Source organism: Terrabacter sp. C0L_2 (assembly GCF_036352015.1).
GTDB classification, from domain to species: domain Bacteria; phylum Actinomycetota; class Actinomycetes; order Actinomycetales; family Dermatophilaceae; genus Terrabacter; species Terrabacter tumescens.
In genome coordinates, this window is the sequence record NZ_CP143557.1 from 607,015 (window position 1) to 620,553 (window position 13,539).

18 protein-coding genes are annotated in these 13,539 nt (G+C 72.8%); 10 read left to right on the forward strand and 8 right to left on the reverse strand.

What is annotated here, in order from left to right; genetic code table 11:
• Nucleotides 1–114 precede the first annotated feature (114 nt).
• Nucleotides 115–564 carry a YciI family protein gene (locus U5C87_RS02825; RefSeq protein ID WP_330475128.1) on the forward strand — a complete coding sequence of 150 codons (450 nt, stop codon included), beginning with the start codon at nucleotides 115–117 and terminating at the stop codon, nucleotides 562–564.
• Nucleotides 565–1,845 carry a DUF6596 domain-containing protein gene (locus U5C87_RS02830; protein ID WP_330475129.1) on the forward strand — a complete coding sequence of 427 codons (1,281 nt, stop codon included), beginning with the start codon at nucleotides 565–567 and terminating at the stop codon, nucleotides 1,843–1,845. It begins immediately after the preceding gene.
• Here U5C87_RS02830 and U5C87_RS02835 read toward each other — a convergent pair.
• Nucleotides 1,832–2,374 (reverse strand): DinB family protein, encoded by a 543-nt coding sequence (locus U5C87_RS02835; protein ID WP_330475130.1) that lies wholly within the window; start codon nucleotides 2,372–2,374, stop codon nucleotides 1,832–1,834. The two genes, U5C87_RS02830 and U5C87_RS02835, sit on opposite strands and share 14 nt — an antisense overlap.
• Before the next feature lie 72 nt (nucleotides 2,375–2,446).
• On the opposite strand from U5C87_RS02835, the gene U5C87_RS02840 reads away from it, so the two are divergent.
• The 3 genes from U5C87_RS02840 to U5C87_RS02850 are packed head-to-tail and all read left to right on the forward strand — an operon-like array spanning nucleotide 2,447 to nucleotide 5,850.
• Nucleotides 2,447–3,082, forward strand: coding sequence for a LysE family translocator (locus tag U5C87_RS02840; RefSeq protein WP_330475131.1), 636 nt, complete (start codon nucleotides 2,447–2,449; stop codon nucleotides 3,080–3,082).
• Nucleotides 3,083–3,118: 36 nt separating this feature from the next.
• Complete coding sequence (locus U5C87_RS02845; protein ID WP_330475132.1) at nucleotides 3,119–4,570, forward strand: FAD-binding oxidoreductase; 1,452 nt, start codon at nucleotides 3,119–3,121, stop codon at nucleotides 4,568–4,570.
• Nucleotides 4,567–5,850 carry a cyclopropane-fatty-acyl-phospholipid synthase family protein gene (locus U5C87_RS02850; protein ID WP_330475133.1) on the forward strand — a complete coding sequence of 428 codons (1,284 nt, stop codon included), beginning with the start codon at nucleotides 4,567–4,569 and terminating at the stop codon, nucleotides 5,848–5,850. Before U5C87_RS02845 ends, U5C87_RS02850 begins: the two co-directional genes overlap by 4 nt.
• A 22-nt stretch (nucleotides 5,851–5,872) precedes the next feature.
• Here U5C87_RS02850 and U5C87_RS02855 read toward each other — a convergent pair whose 3' ends face one another.
• The 4 genes from U5C87_RS02855 to U5C87_RS02870 all read right to left on the reverse strand — a co-directional run bounded on the left by U5C87_RS02855 (nucleotide 5,873) and on the right by U5C87_RS02870 (nucleotide 7,566).
• A complete protein-coding gene (locus U5C87_RS02855) occupies nucleotides 5,873–6,358 on the reverse strand; it encodes a hemerythrin domain-containing protein (protein ID WP_330475134.1) in 486 nt (161 codons plus the stop codon).
• A gap of 88 nt (nucleotides 6,359–6,446) precedes the next feature.
• The gene (locus U5C87_RS02860; RefSeq protein WP_030201220.1) at nucleotides 6,447–6,707 is read right to left on the reverse strand and encodes a metal-sensitive transcriptional regulator; all 261 of its coding nucleotides are present in this window, start codon (nucleotides 6,705–6,707) and stop codon (nucleotides 6,447–6,449) included.
• Nucleotides 6,708–6,798: 91 nt separating this feature from the next.
• A complete protein-coding gene (locus tag U5C87_RS02865; protein ID WP_330475135.1) occupies nucleotides 6,799–7,134 on the reverse strand; it encodes a YnfA family protein in 336 nt (111 codons plus the stop codon).
• A 33-nt stretch (nucleotides 7,135–7,167) separates the two neighbouring features.
• Nucleotides 7,168–7,566, reverse strand: a complete 399-nt coding sequence (locus U5C87_RS02870; protein ID WP_330475136.1) for a VOC family protein — start codon at nucleotides 7,564–7,566, stop codon at nucleotides 7,168–7,170.
• 141 nt (nucleotides 7,567–7,707) lie between these two features.
• Here U5C87_RS02870 and U5C87_RS02875 point away from each other — a divergent pair, with 141 nt between their 5' ends.
• Together U5C87_RS02875 and U5C87_RS02880 are read left to right on the forward strand one after the other, a co-directional pair.
• Complete coding sequence (locus tag U5C87_RS02875; RefSeq protein ID WP_330475137.1) at nucleotides 7,708–8,544, forward strand: isocitrate lyase/PEP mutase family protein; 837 nt, start codon at nucleotides 7,708–7,710, stop codon at nucleotides 8,542–8,544.
• Nucleotides 8,545–8,605: 61 nt separating this feature from the next.
• Nucleotides 8,606–8,827, forward strand: coding sequence for a sigma factor-like helix-turn-helix DNA-binding protein (locus U5C87_RS02880; protein ID WP_330475138.1), 222 nt, complete (start codon nucleotides 8,606–8,608; stop codon nucleotides 8,825–8,827).
• On the opposite strand, the gene U5C87_RS02885 is transcribed toward U5C87_RS02880, so the two are convergent.
• Nucleotides 8,824–9,444: a class I SAM-dependent methyltransferase gene (locus U5C87_RS02885; protein WP_330475139.1), complete on the reverse strand. Its 621-nt coding sequence runs from the start codon at nucleotides 9,442–9,444 to the stop codon at nucleotides 8,824–8,826. The genes U5C87_RS02880 and U5C87_RS02885 overlap by 4 nt on opposite strands.
• A 154-nt stretch (nucleotides 9,445–9,598) precedes the next feature.
• Between U5C87_RS02885 and U5C87_RS02890 the strand changes: the two genes are divergently transcribed.
• Entirely contained in the window at nucleotides 9,599–10,123 is a 525-nt protein-coding gene (locus U5C87_RS02890; protein ID WP_330475140.1) for a flavodoxin family protein, read from the forward strand.
• A gap of 1 nt (nucleotide 10,124) precedes the next feature.
• Here U5C87_RS02890 and U5C87_RS02895 read toward each other — a convergent pair whose 3' ends face one another.
• Complete coding sequence (locus U5C87_RS02895) at nucleotides 10,125–11,084, reverse strand: alpha/beta fold hydrolase (protein WP_330475141.1); 960 nt, start codon at nucleotides 11,082–11,084, stop codon at nucleotides 10,125–10,127.
• A gap of 203 nt (nucleotides 11,085–11,287) precedes the next feature.
• Between U5C87_RS02895 and U5C87_RS02900 the strand changes: the two genes are divergently transcribed.
• Together U5C87_RS02900 and U5C87_RS02905 are read left to right on the forward strand one after the other, a co-directional pair.
• Nucleotides 11,288–11,893 (forward strand): hypothetical protein, encoded by a 606-nt coding sequence (locus U5C87_RS02900; RefSeq protein WP_330475142.1) that lies wholly within the window; start codon nucleotides 11,288–11,290, stop codon nucleotides 11,891–11,893.
• 12 nt (nucleotides 11,894–11,905) lie between these two features.
• A complete protein-coding gene (locus U5C87_RS02905) occupies nucleotides 11,906–12,265 on the forward strand; it encodes a hypothetical protein (RefSeq protein ID WP_330475143.1) in 360 nt (119 codons plus the stop codon).
• Between the two features lie 36 nt (nucleotides 12,266–12,301).
• Here U5C87_RS02905 and U5C87_RS02910 read toward each other — a convergent pair whose 3' ends face one another.
• Nucleotides 12,302–13,537, reverse strand: coding sequence for an RNA polymerase sigma factor (locus U5C87_RS02910; protein ID WP_330475144.1), 1,236 nt, complete (start codon nucleotides 13,535–13,537; stop codon nucleotides 12,302–12,304).
• Between the last annotated feature and the right edge of the window lie 2 nt (nucleotides 13,538–13,539).

The window sequence follows — 13,539 nt, forward strand, 5'->3', positions numbered from 1 at the left end:
GAAACTTCCGCGATCGTGTCGATCCGGGACGGCCGAGTTCGTCAGGATGATGTGGCGAGGGTCGCCACCTGCGCAGCTCGCACGGCTGCGCACCCGAACGAGAAGGAGCCGGCCATGGCCGACACGTACGTCTACCTGATCCACGAGGGCGACTGGGACTCCGACGCCTACCTCGGAGGCCGCACCGACGCGAGCCCGGAGGGGCGCGACCCCGCCGCACCCGGGGCCGCCGCCGACACGAACCCCGACATCAACGCCGACATGGACGCCTCGTTCCCCGAGCACAAGGCCTTCCAGCAGGCCGTCGTGGACCTCGGCGCCCGCGTCGTCGGGGGCGCCGCCCTGCAGAGCTCGCGGCACGGCGGCACGGTCACGCCGGGCGCCAAGGGCCGGCTCGTCGAGGACGCCGTCTACACCGACGGGCCGTTCACCGACACCTCCGAGGTCATCACCGGCTTCTACCTCGTCGAGACCGACGACGAGGACACGGCCCGCCGGGTCGCCGCGCTCGTGCCGACGGGCGGCCACATCGAGTGGCGCAAGGTCTTCCCGACAGGAATGTGAGTGCCGCTCGGGACGGGTGAGTTCGAGGAGGCGTGGCCGCGCATCGTGCGCGCCCTCGCCTCCTTCACCGGGAGCCTCGACGACGCGGAGGAGTATGCCGCCGAGGCCGTCGCGCGGGCCGCCTCCCACGAGCGCTCCGGCGGGCGTGCAATCGAGTCGTATGCCGCGTGGTGCACCTCGGTGGCCAAGCGCGCCTGGCTCGACGACGCCCGCCGGCGCAGCGTCGAGCGTCGGCTGGCCCCGGACATCGCCGGTGCGCTCACCCGCCCCGAGGCGGAGCACGCCGCCATGGACACCGACCTGCCCTCGCACGGGCCCGACGGACTCGACGGGCTCGACGGGCTCGACGACCGCCTCGCCCTGCTCTTCGTCGCGTGCGACGAGGCCATCTCGCCCGCGTCCCGCATGGTCCTGACCCTGCGTGTCGTGTGCGGCCTGACGATCCCCGAGATCGCCGGCCACCTCGGCGTACAGGAGACGGCCGCCGCGGCTCGGCTCACCCGCGCGAAGCGTGCGCTGGCCGAGGCGCGCGGATCGTTCCACGTGCCCGAGGCCGTCGAGCGCGAGCGCCGCCTGCCTGTCGTGATCGCCTGTGTGGCAGGCATGTTCACGGTCGCGCACCGCACCGTGCTCGAGCCCGCCGATGCCCTGGCCGACACCGGACGCCAAGCGCTGTCCATCGCCGATGCCCTCGTGGCGGCCCACCCCGACGACACCGAGGTGCGGGGCCTGCGCGCCGTCATCCGCCTCGGCCTGGCCCGACGTCCCGGACGCGTCGACGACACCGGCACCGGCCTCGCCCTCGACGAGGTGGACCGGTCCCGGTGGGACCGTGACCTCATCCGGGCCGGCCTCGACGACGCGACCCTCGCGGCCCGGGGTGACGGCCGCTTCGCCATCGAGGCCGCGATCGCCGGGCTGCACTCCAGCGCAGGCTCGTTCGAGCGCACCGACTGGCCCCGCATCGTCGCGCTCTACGGGGCGCTCGAGGACCGCTGGCCCTCACCGTCGGTCCGCGTCGCGGGGCTCGTCGCCACGGCCCAGTTCCTCCTTATCGCGGGTTCGGATGCCCTGGACGACGTGGAGCGCGAGCTCGCGCTGCTCGAGAGGGACGCTCCGGCATACGCCAGCCGTGACGCGAGCCTCGCGCTCGCCGACCTCGAGTGGCGCACGGGACGGCGGGAGCAGGCCGCCGCGCGCTACCGCGACCTCGCCGAGGTGATGGCCGCCGAACCGCTGCGGCGCTTCTGCCTGCGACGGGCGGGTCTCACTCCCCCGTGACGCCGTCGACGGCCTCGCGCAGGAAGTCTGCGTGGCCGTTGTGCCGGGCGTACTCCTCGATCATGTGCAGCAGGATCCAGCGCAGCGAGAACTGCTGGTCCTCCTTGCGGCTCAGCTTCACCGAGAGGAAGTCGAGCCCACCCTCGGCGAGCGCCGCGTCGATGTCGCGCCGGGCCTGCTCGACCGAGGTGTCCATGAGCCGGCGCAGCTCCTCGGGGCTGTCGTCGCGCGCCGAGGTCATCTCCCAGTCGCGGTCCGCGTCCCAGTCGGCGCCGGCCCACGGCTCGGGCATCGGACGGCCGTGCAGCACCTCGCCGAACCAGCTCGCCTCGTTGAGGGCCACGTGCTTGAGCAGGGCTCCCAGGGTGAGCGTCGAGGGCGGGAGCGGCTGGGCGAGCTGCTCGGCGGTGAGGCCCTCGGTCTTCATCCGCAGGGTGTCGCGGTGGTAGTCGAGGAAGGCGACGAGGGTCGTGGCCTCGTCGGCCGTCAGGGGCGGGTCGGTGCGTGCGGTCTGCGGTGAGGTCGTCATGGCGACCGACGCTAGTGTCCGAGCCTCGAAAACCGCCTGCCGATATCTGCCCGACGCGAGCACACTGGTCCGGTGCCGTCATCGAGCCAATGGGTCGCGTTCCTCGTCGCGTCGATCCTCTTCATCCAGGTCCCGGGCCCGAGCCTGCTCTTCACCATCGGGCGCGCGCTGACCGTCGGGCGCCGCGAGGCGCTGCTGTCCGTCGTCGGCAACGCCATCGGCGTCACGGCCCAGGCGCTGCTCGTCGCCGTCGGCCTCGGCGCCGTCGTCGCCGCGAGCGTCACCGCCTACACCGTCATCAAGGTCGCGGGCGCCGCCTACGTCATCTGGCTCGGCATCCAGGCGATCCGCCACCGGCGCGAGGGGCGCGAGGCCCTGGAGAAGCAGGAGGCGCAGGTGTCGGCCAAGCGCGGCCACGCCCTGCGCATCGGCACCGTCGTGGGCCTGACCAACCCCAAGACGATCATCTTCTTCGTCGCCTTCCTCCCGCAGTTCACCAACCCCGCCGCCGGGCACGTCGGCGTGCAGATGGCGGTGCTCGGCTCGGTCTTCGGCGCCATGGCGGTCTGCAGCGACAGCATGTGGGCGCTGCTCGCCGCGCGGGCCCGGGAGTGGTTCGCGCGCAAGCCCGCCCGTCTCGACAAGCTCGGCGCGACGGGCGGCGTCATGATGGTCGGTCTCGGCGCCGCGATGCTCGCGAGCGAGTAGTCCCCACTTCTCAGGGAGATCTGTTTGACTGCGAAGGTGGCAACCCCTCAGGTCATGTCTCCTGCGGATCGACCCGACGCCCACCAGCGGGTCCGCGACCACGAGCGTGCGCTCGAGCAGGTGAGGACGGCGTATGCCGCCCTGCCGCCCGACCAGCCCGTCCGCCTGGCCAAGCGCACCTCCAACCTCTTCCGCGACCGGACCGCCCACGACTCCCCCGGACTCGACCTCTCGGCGTTCCGCGGCGTCGTCGAGGTGCGGCCCAGCCTCGACGGCCGCCCGGCGACGGCGCTCGTCGGAGGGCTGACCACGTACGAGCAGCTCGTCGACGAGCTGCTGCCGCACGGCTACGTCCCCCTCGTCGTGCCGCAGCTGCGGACCATCACGATCGGCGGCGCCGTGACCGGGCTCGGCATCGAGGCGTCGTCGTTCCGCAACGGGCTGCCGCACGAGTCGGTGCTCCAGATGCGCATCCTCACCGGTGACGGGTCCGTCGTGACGGCGACCCCCGACGGTGAGCACGCCGACCTCTTCCGGACCTTCCCCAACTCCTACGGCTCGCTCGGCTACGCGCTCGACCTCGTCATCGAGCTCGAGCCGGCCCGGCCCTACGTCGCGCTGCGCCACGTGCGCTTCGACTCCGTCACGGCCCTCGCCGACGCCGTCGGCGCGATCATGGGCTCCCTCTCCTGGGACGGCGACCGCGTCGACTTCGTCGACGGCGTCGTCTTCGGTCCGACCGAGGCCTACCTCAGCCTCGGCCGCTGGAGCGACCACCTCGAGGGACAGGCGCGGCCTAGCGACTACACCGGCGAGCACGTCTTCTACCGCTCGATCCAGCAGCGCCGCACCGACGTGCTGACGGCCCACGACTACCTGTGGCGCTGGGACACCGACTGGTTCTGGTGCAGCCGCGCGTTCGGCGCGCAGAACCCGACGGTGCGCCGCCTGTGGCCCAGCCACCTGCTGCGCAGCGACGTCTACTGGAAGATCGTCGCCTTCGAGAACCGGCACCGGGTCATGAGCCGGATCGACCGGCTCCGAGGCCTGCCCGAGCGCGAGCGCGTCGTCCAGGACGTCGAGATCCCCCTCGACCGCACGGCCGAGTTCGTCGACTGGTTCCTGCGCGAGGTCCCCATCGAGCCGGTCTGGCTGTGCCCGATCCAGCTGCGCCCGACCCCCGGCGCACCGCATGACGAGACGCCGTGGCCGCTCTACCCGATGCGGCGCGACGAGCGCTACGTCAACGTCGGGTTCTGGTCGACCGTCGCCATCGAGCACGGTGCGCGCGACGGCGACGTCAACCGCCGCATCGAGGCCGAGGTGACCCGGCTCGGCGGCCACAAGTCGCTCTACTCCGACGCGTACTACGACGAGGCCACCTTCGCCGCGCTCTACGGCGGCACGGCATACGGCCCCGTCAAACACAGGTACGACCCGAGGGGACGGTTCCCGACGCTCTACGAGAAGGCGGTGCAGGCTCGATGACATTGACCGTAGGACAGGCATTCGACCGCGTGTTCGGCTCCGACGCCCCGGTGCGGATCGTCGCGTGGGACGGCTCGGAGGGCGGGAGCCCCGACGGGCTCGTGCTGCGCCTGACCAACCCCGACGCGCTCAACCACATCCTCACGGCGCCCGGGGACCTCGGGCTGGCCCGCGCCTACCTGCTCGGCGACCTCGTCATCGACGGGATCGACGAGGCCGACCCCTACGAGGTGCTGCGCGTCATCGGCGACGGACTGACGCCGCACCGGCCCACCGGTCACGACGCCGTTGAGCTGGCCCGCTTCCTGGCCCACCACCCGCCGCACCCGCCGGCGCTGCCGCCCGAGGAGACACCGGGACAGCTGCGACGGATGGCCCAGGGCCTGCGCCACGGCAAGGCCCGTGACGCCGCCGCGATCAGCCACCACTACGACGTGTCCAACGCCTTCTACGAGCTCGTCCTCGGCCCGTCGATGACCTACACGTGCGCCTGCTTCCCGACCGACGAGGCCTCGCTCGAGGAGGCGCAGGCCTACAAGTACGACCTGGTCGCGAAGAAGCTCGGGCTCCGGCCCGGCATGCGGCTGCTCGACGTCGGCTGCGGGTGGGGCGGCATGGTGCGTCACGCCGTCAAGCACTACGGCGTCACGGCCCTCGGCGTCACGCTCTCGCGCGAGCAGGCCTCGTGGGCCCAGGCCGCGATCGAGGCCGACGGGATCGGCGACCGCGCCGAGGTGCGGCACGGCGACTACCGCGACGTCACCGAGCGCGGCTTCGACGCGATCAGCTCGATCGGGCTGACGGAACACATCGGCGTCGGCAACTACCCGGCCTACTTCCGCTTCCTGCGCGAGCGGCTGCGCGACGAGGGCCGCCTGCTCAACCACTGCATCACCCGGCCCGACAACAAGCACGCCGGCCTGCCGCCGCGCGGCTTCATCAACCGCTACGTCTTCCCCGACGGCGAGCTGACCGGCAGCGGCGACATCGTGCGCGTCATGGAGGACGAGGGCTTCGAGGTGCGCCACCACGAGAACCTCCGCGAGCACTACGCCCGCACGTGCGCGGCGTGGAACTCCAACCTCGCGAAGCACTGGGACGACTGCGTCGAGCTCGCCGGCCTCGGCACGGCCCGGGTGTGGGGGCTCTACCTCGCCGGGTCGCGACTGGGCTTCGAGCGCAACGAGATCCAGCTGCACCAGGTCCTCGCGTCACGGACGAGCACGGAGGGGGTGTCGGGCTTCGCGCTGCGACCGCGGTTCGAGCCCGCCGACGGCTGAGGCGGGCTGCTGAGGTGGTAGGTCAGCCCTGCCCGCCGAGGTCGACGTCGTAGGCCTCGTAGACGAGGTCGCCACCCTTCTGCCGGTGTCGCACGAGCCGGCCCACGAGCACGGTGAGCTCCTCGCGGAAGACCGGGAGGTCGGCCACCGTGCCGCCGTGCTCGAGGACGGCGAGGTAGCCGTGGATCGCCTCGCGGAGGTCGCGGTGCTCCCCGAGCAGGCGGTCGACGCGGCCCGAGAGCCGGGGCGCCGTGTGCCGGGCGCGGTCGTAGATGCCGCCCGGGCTCTCGGTCAGCGCGACGTGGTCGTCGAAGTCGTGGGCGAGCTCGGCCAGGGCGGCGCGCACGCGCTCGCGCCACATCCCTCCGCGCGCGATGGGCGCCTCGAGGGCGAGGTCCACGGCGGCGACGGATTCGCGCAGCTCCGACCGGTGTCGACGGACCCGGTCGAGGTGGAGGGCGAGGTCGGCCCCACTGTCGACCTGGATGACCTCTGGCTCGACGTTCATGGCGGACCTCCGTGCCCTCCATGGTCGCCCCCGGGTGGGCGGTTCGTCCAGACCTGGGGCCCTCCGGTCTCGCTCGAGAGACTCCGGCTCAGGCCAGGGAGAGGAAGAGCTTCTCCATCTGGGCCACGTCCATGGTCTCGCCCTCGGGGTTGGTGATGCACTCACGCAGGCCCGTGGCGATGACGGCGAAGCCGGCCCGGTCGAGGGCCTTGGAGACGGCGGCGAGCTGGGTGACGATGTCCTTGCAGTCGCGACCCTCCTCGATCATCTTGACAATGCCGCCGATCTGGCCGCGGGCGCGGTTGAGGCGACGGATGACGGACTGCATCTCGTCGAGGTCGAGCTCCACGGCATCCTCCTGGGGTCGTTACCGGAACGCTCCATGATACCCCCTGCCGTATCCGATGTCGTATGCCGTCACGAACGTCGGGCGCGCCCGCTCAGCCCGAGCGCGGCGCGTACATGATGAGCGCGACCCCGACGAGGCACACGGCGGCGCCGGCGACGTCCCAGCGGTCGGGCCGGAAGCCGTCGGCCACCATCCCCCAGACGAGCGATCCGGCGACGAAGACGCCACCGTAGGCGGCGAGGATGCGACCGAAGCTCGCGTCGGGCTGGAGCGTCGCGACGAAGCCGTAGAGCCCGAGGGCGACGACCCCGGCGCCGACCCAGAGCCAGCCGCGGTGCTCGCGCACCCCCTGCCAGATGAGCCAGGCCCCGCCGATCTCGGCGACTGCGGCGAGCACGAAGAGCAGGATCGAGCGGGTGACGGTCACGCGCTCATCGTCGCACCGCCGCCGGCCCGGACCTCAGAGGTCGCCGGCCGCGCGCCGCTCGTCGTCGCTGCGCAGGATGCAGAACTCGTTGCCCTCGGGGTCGCCCATGACGACCCACCCACGACCGTCCTCGGTGCGGCAGTCCTGCACCACGGTGGCGCCGAGAGCCTCGACGCGGGCGACCTCCTCGTCGCGCGGGCGGTCGGTGGGTCGCAGGTCGAGGTGGACCCGGTTGCGCACCTGCTTGGCGTCCTCGACCTCGATGAAGAGCAGCCGGTGGGACTCGTCGGGCGAGAAGATCATGCACTCCTCGTGCCCGGGCTCGTTGGGGTCGGCCGGGTCCTCGTGGTAGCCGAGCAGATCGGCCCACCAGACGGACTGGGCATGGGCGTCGAGGGCGTTGACGGTCGTGTGCGAGAGCGCGAGTGTCATGCCGACATCTTCCTGACCCGTGGCGGCGCGGGCCACTGCTTTGACCCGCTGCGGCCGGCCGGTTCGGCGTGCGATGGTGTCATCGGGACCGACGCCCGCCGTCGGGGTCCGGAGGTGCACGCGAGCGATCGGAGACCACTCATGACCGGAGATCCGTTGACGGACAAGGCGGCTGCGCTCCTCGCACTGCATGCGGGGCCCGGCTTCGTGCTGCCGAACGCCTGGGACGCGGGGTCGGCCCGGATCCTCGAGCAGGTCGGCTTCCCGGCGATCGCCACGACGAGCGCCGGCATCGCCTGGTCGTTCGGGATCCCGGACGGCGAGGGCCTCGACCGCGACACCATGCTCGAGCAGGTCGGCCGCATCGTGGCGGCCGTCGGGGTGCCCGTCACCGCCGATCTGGAGGCCGGCTACGGCCACACCGCCGACGAGGTCGGTCGCACCGTGGGGCTGGCGGCGGAGGTCGGTGCGGTCGGGTGCAACCTCGAGGACGTGGGGCCCGAGGGGCTGTTCCCGGTCGACGTCGCCGTCGAGCGCCTGGCCGCCGCCCGCGCCGCGGCGCCGAGGGGCGGCTTCGTGCTCAACGCCCGCACCGACACGTACTTCGCGGCCGCCGGCGGCGACCCGTTCGCCGAGACGGTCGACCGGGCGGTGCGCTACCTCGAGGCGGGCGCCGACTGCGTCTTCGTGCCCGGGGTCGTCGAGGAGGACACCATCCGGCGCCTGGCCGAGGCCGTCCCGGGCCCGCTCAACATCGTGGCCGGGCTGTCCAACCTCGTCGACGCCCGGACGCTCTTCTCGCTCGGTGTCACGCGGGTCAGCCTGGGCGGCAGCATCGCCCGCGCGGCACTCGCCCTCGTCGAGCGTGCCGGCCACGAGCTGCTCGAGTCGGGCACGCTCGGCTTCCTCGACGGCGCGCTGCGCTACGCCGAGGTGCAGCGACGCTTCGCCACCGACCCGTTCGTCAACCACGGTTGACGAACGCCACCACCCGGCATACCGTGTCAACAGGAGTTGACATCATCGAGAGGTGCGGCAGGTGACCAAGGAGGTCGACGACATGCTCACGCTGGCTCGGGCCACGGGCGACGACGACCCGCGTGCCGCCCTCGCCGCGGCGCGCGAGCTGCGGCGATCAGCGGACCGCACCGAGGCCGCCGTCGTGCGACGGGCCCGCCTCCAGGGACTCGCCTGGGCCGAGATCGCCGAGCAGCTCGGGGTCAGCCGGCAGGCCGTGCACAAGAAGTACGGCCGGCGCTAACCCTCCCGGCGCAGCACCACGACGGTGTCGAGCGCGACGCGCGGGCCCTCGTCGGTGTCGACAGGACGCTCGCGGATGCCGGACTGCTCGACGGTGACGGGCAGCCCGTCGGCGCGCTCGAGCACCTCCTCGGGGTCGTAGAGCACCGCGCGATCGCTCGGCCCGCCCCACCCGTCCGCGAGGTTGCGCCCCGCGTGGCCGACGACGACGACGCGGCCGCCGGGCCGCACCGCCTCGACCGCGGACCGGAGCGCCTGCCGCCACTCGTCCGTCGGGAGCTGGAGGTAGCAGAGCAGCGCGAGGTCGTAGGCCGCGTGGCCGCCGGGAGCCTCCTGCGTCGCGTCAGCGACGAGCGCCGTCAGGTGGCCCGAGTCGTCACCGAGCCGGTCGGCCGCCAGCGAGTGCATGCGCTCGACGGCCACGGGCGAGTAGTCCGCCGCCACGACCGTCCACCCCTGCTCGACCATCCAGATCGCGTTGCGCCCCTCGCCCGCAGCGAGGTCGATGGCGTGACCCGGCGTCAGCGGTCCGATGATCTCGGCGACGAAGCGGTTCGGCTCGACCGACCACACGAGGTCGCTCGCGGCATACCTCTCGTCCCAGTCGCTCGCGTCCACGGTGGCTCTCCTCGTCCTCGGCTGCTCGTCCGCGGTTCCGCGACGGCTCGGGTCCCATTGTCCTGAATTCGACTGTGCCATGGTCCGTCTCGTGCGTCACGATCCAGCCACCGTTGTCCGGGCCGGGCGTAGCGTGGATGGCGGAAAGGTACGCATGATGAACGTCCTCATCGTCCACGAGTCCCTGTTCGGCAACACCCACGAGATCGCCTCGGCCATCGCCGAGGGGCTGCGCGAGGGCAGAGCGCCGGATGCCGGGGATGTCCGCCTCGTCCACGTCGCCGACGCACCCACGGTCATCGGTGACGACGTCGACCTGCTGCTCGTCGGGGGCCCCACGCACGCCTTCAGCATGACCCGCCCGCAGACGCGTCAGGATGCCGCGACGCAGGGCGCCGCCGCGCCACGCGACGGCATCCGCGAGTGGATCGACGTCGTGACCCCTCGGACCGGCCTGCCGGTCGTCACCTTCGACACGAGGATCCACGTCAAGATGCTCCCGGGCTCGGCCGCGAGCGCCGCCGCCAAGGCCCTGCGGCACCGCGGCTTCGACCGGGCCGAGCGCGGCGAGACCTTCTGGGTGCACGGCACGCCCGGCCCGCTCGAGCCAGGCGAGCTCGACCGCGCGAGGGAGTGGGGCACGACGCTCGCCACCCGCGTCTCGCACGGCGTCGGCTGACTCAGCCCAGCGGGCCGGACGAGTCCAGCGAGTCCAGCCAGGGCTCGAGGTGGCCGAGCACGTCCTCGGGCGCCTCGAGCTGAGGCGTGTGGCCCATCCCGTCGAGGTAGGCCGTGGCCCACCCGGGGTTGAGCCGCGCAGCCCGTCGGGCGGCCGAGATCGGCACGAGACGGTCCCGGGTGCCGTGGATGAGCAGGACGGGCGCCTTGAGCTCCCGCATGATCCGGTCGTACTCGCGGCGCCCGCGCAGCACGCGCAGCAACGAACGGGCCGCGCCGAGGAACTCGCCCTCGGGGTCCGGCAGCGACCGCCGCCAGGCGGCGAGCTCGACCCCGGCCTCGACGACGGCGTCGTCGGCGCGCGACGGGTCGGCGAAGCACAGCGCGACCGTGCCGAGCACGCGCTGTCGGTCGCTGAATCGGGTGTTGTAGCGGGTCAGCACCATCTCGCCGACGCGCGGGACGGCATACATCGCGAAGGTCGCGGCGACCTGGGGGTCGGGACGCGCGCCCGGGTTGGGGAGCGCGGGGTCGACGAGCCCCAGCCCGACGACCTGCTCGGGGCGGCGGTCGGCGAGCAGCAGGCTCACCATGCCGCCCATCGAGTTGCCGACGAGCACGACCGGCCGGCCGAGGACCGCGTGCGCGAAGCGGCTCAGCAGCGCGGCGTTGTGGTTGACGCTCGTGTCGCGTCCCAGCGCCGGCGTGAGCCCGAAGCCGGGCAGGTCGAGCGCGACCACCCGGCGCCGTTCGGCGAGCGCCGGGGCGATGCCCACCCAGTTGAGGTGCGACCCACCGAGGCCGTGGACGAGCACGACGGGCGGCGGCTCGGGACCGTCGGCGGGAGCCTCCGGACCGCCGAAGTCGACCCAGTGGAGCGGCCCGTCGAGGTCGATGGTGCGGCTGGCACCGCCCCAGGGTGAGGCGAGGTCGAGGGGCGCCGTGGACGGCAGCGTCGTCATGACCGAAGGTTACCGCCGGTCACCTGGGAACTCCTCACGCGACGTCACGGGCCGTCGGTGCGGGGTCGGACGCGCCACTCGACCTTCGGCGTTTGCCTCTCGGGCGACCGGGAAAGGTGCTACAAAACGCGCAGACCACCCACAAGGGTCATAGCGCTCATCGCCTGACTCTGGCCACTCTGGCCCCAATCCTCGGAGGACGCATGACCCACAGCGATGCCCGCGAGAGGCACGAAGGGCACGAGCCCAGCCGTCGCACCGTGGTGCGGGGCGCCGCCTGGGCCATGCCCGCCGTGATCGTCGCTGCCCCGGCCCCCGCCGTCGCCGCGTCCACCGAGGCGCTGACCTTCACCGGCTCCGCCTGCAAGCTGCCCGGCGGCTCGTCGGACAACTACAAGGGCTACGTCTTCGAGATCGCCGTGAGCAGCCCCGGCGGTTCGGAGGACACCGTCACGGTGATCACCGGGGTGACCGTGAACGGGACCCCCGAGCCCCACTTCGCCGTGTCGGTCAAGAGCGGCGCGTGCTCGTGCTCGTCGTGCGGTGGAGCCCCGTCCAACCACCAGTGGTGCACGGCCGGCAGCGCGGGCACCCAGCGCGTCCTGCTCTACACCGACGGCGCGGCCAGCGGCACGAGCGCCAACGGCGAGGTCTGCGTGACCTACGTCCGGTACCGCTGCGACTGCTCGCCCGTGGGCGGCCGCGCCCGGCCGGTCACGATCTGCAGCGGCAGTCGCTCGACGCCGCCGATCACCGGTGGCGGCGGCGCGTGCCGCATCACCGACGTGTTCCCGCTGCCTGCCGCCTAGGTGGCGTGCACCGTGCGCGTGCACGAGGTCGACGAGCGGGACAGCTCGTGGGAGGACAACGAGCCCGTCTACCGGGTCTACCTCTTCAGAGGCGGTGAGCTCCCCGAGGGCTCGTGGACGACGTGGACCTACGACGTCCACGACGCGGACCTCCTCGAGGTGGCCCAGTGGGCGCAGCACGAGGTCGGGGACTCGGGTCTCTACGCCGTGGCCCTCGTCCGGGACGAGCACTCCCCGGCCGACGACCGATCGCACCGGGGCCTGGTGTGGCTCATCGGCAACGACGCCAACGGCGAACCGCTCACCCCGCGCGAGGGCGCCGCCCAGGAGCGCATGCAGTCCTTGCGTGGCAAGGCGATCCGCTTCGGTTGAGCGCCGAGGTCAGGTCGCTGGGACCGGATCCTGCTGTCACTCAACGGCGGCCGCCGCGCGGGCGCGCAGGTGGCGGGCCTGGGTCGCGTTGTCGCTGAGCTGCACTGCACGCTCCCACGCGGTGGTCGACTCGGCCCGCCGTCCCAGCCGTTCGAGCAGCTCCGCCCGCACCACGTGGAAGGGGGCGTATGCCGTGAGGTCGAGTCCGTCGAGCAGGCTCAGTGCCGCGTCGGGCCCGTCGAGCTCGGCCACGGCGACGGCCCGGTTGAGCCGCACGACGTCGGTCGGCGCGAGGCGCAGCAGCTGGTCGTAGAGCGCGACGAGCTGGGACCAGTCCGTGCGCGCCGCGTCGGGGGCGTCGGTGTGCACGGCGTTGATCGCGGCCTGTAGCTGGTAGGGCCCGGGAGCGTTGCGGCGCAGGCATGCCCGCACGAGGGCGTGCCCCTCGTCGAGGAGGGCGGGGTCCCAGAGCGACCGGTCCTGGTCGGCGAGGAGGACGAGGTCGCCGGCCTCGTCGGTGCGGGCAGGGCGACGGGCCTCGGTGAGCAGCATGAGGGCCAGCAGCCCCACGGCCTCGGGCTCGTCGGGCATGAGCTCGACGAGCTGACGGGCGAGCCGGATCGCCTCGGCCGCGAGGTCGGGGCGGTCGAGGTCGTCACCGACGGAGGCCGTGTGACCTTCGGTGAACACGAGGTAGAGCACCGCGAGCACCGACGCCAGACGGCCCGGGAGGTCCTCGTCGCGCGGCACCCGGTAGGGGATGCCGGCCGTGCGGATCTTGCTCTTGGCACGCACGATCCGCTGCGCCATCGTCGGCTCCGGCACGAGGTGGGCGTGGGCGATCTCGGTGGTGGTGAGGCCGCCAAGCAGCCGCAGCGTCAGTGCCACCTGCGCCTCCCCGGAGAGCGCGGGGTGGCAACAGGTGAAGACGAGCCGCAGTCGTTCGTCCTTCACGGGTCCCTCCTCGGCCTGGCCGTCGGCGGGCTCCACGGGGTCGGCCGCGTGCAGCGCCACCGACTCCGCCTGCCGCGCCTCCCGGGTGGACTCGCGCCGCAAGCGGTCGATGGCCCGGCGGCGAGCGGTCGTGATGATCCAGCCGGCCGGGCTGGGCGGCATACCGTCCCGGGGCCAGCGCTCGACGGCCACGGTGAACGCGTCCTGCACGGCGTCCTCGGCGAGGTCGATGTCGCCGAGCGCCCGGATGAGCACGGACACCGCGCGCCCGTGCTCGGCCCGGAAGACGCGCGCGATGTCCGCGCTCGTGACGGTCATCG

Coding starts and splice junctions, on each gene's coding strand:
- U5C87_RS02825 (WP_330475128.1), top strand. CDS start 115: ATGGCCGACACGTACGTCTACCTGATCCACGAGGGCGACTGGGACTCC.
- U5C87_RS02835 (WP_330475130.1), bottom strand. CDS start 2,374: ATGACGACCTCACCGCAGACCGCACGCACCGACCCGCCCCTGACGGCC.
- U5C87_RS02850 (WP_330475133.1), top strand. CDS start 4,567: ATGACATTGACCGTAGGACAGGCATTCGACCGCGTGTTCGGCTCCGAC.
- U5C87_RS02855 (WP_330475134.1), bottom strand. CDS start 6,358: ATGAACGTCGAGCCAGAGGTCATCCAGGTCGACAGTGGGGCCGACCTC.
- U5C87_RS02870 (WP_330475136.1), bottom strand. CDS start 7,566: ATGACACTCGCGCTCTCGCACACGACCGTCAACGCCCTCGACGCCCAT.
- U5C87_RS02875 (WP_330475137.1), top strand. CDS start 7,708: ATGACCGGAGATCCGTTGACGGACAAGGCGGCTGCGCTCCTCGCACTG.
- U5C87_RS02890 (WP_330475140.1), top strand. CDS start 9,599: ATGATGAACGTCCTCATCGTCCACGAGTCCCTGTTCGGCAACACCCAC.
- U5C87_RS02895 (WP_330475141.1), bottom strand. CDS start 11,084: ATGACGACGCTGCCGTCCACGGCGCCCCTCGACCTCGCCTCACCCTGG.
- U5C87_RS02900 (WP_330475142.1), top strand. CDS start 11,288: ATGACCCACAGCGATGCCCGCGAGAGGCACGAAGGGCACGAGCCCAGC.
- U5C87_RS02910 (WP_330475144.1), bottom strand. CDS start 13,537: ATGACCGTCACGAGCGCGGACATCGCGCGCGTCTTCCGGGCCGAGCAC.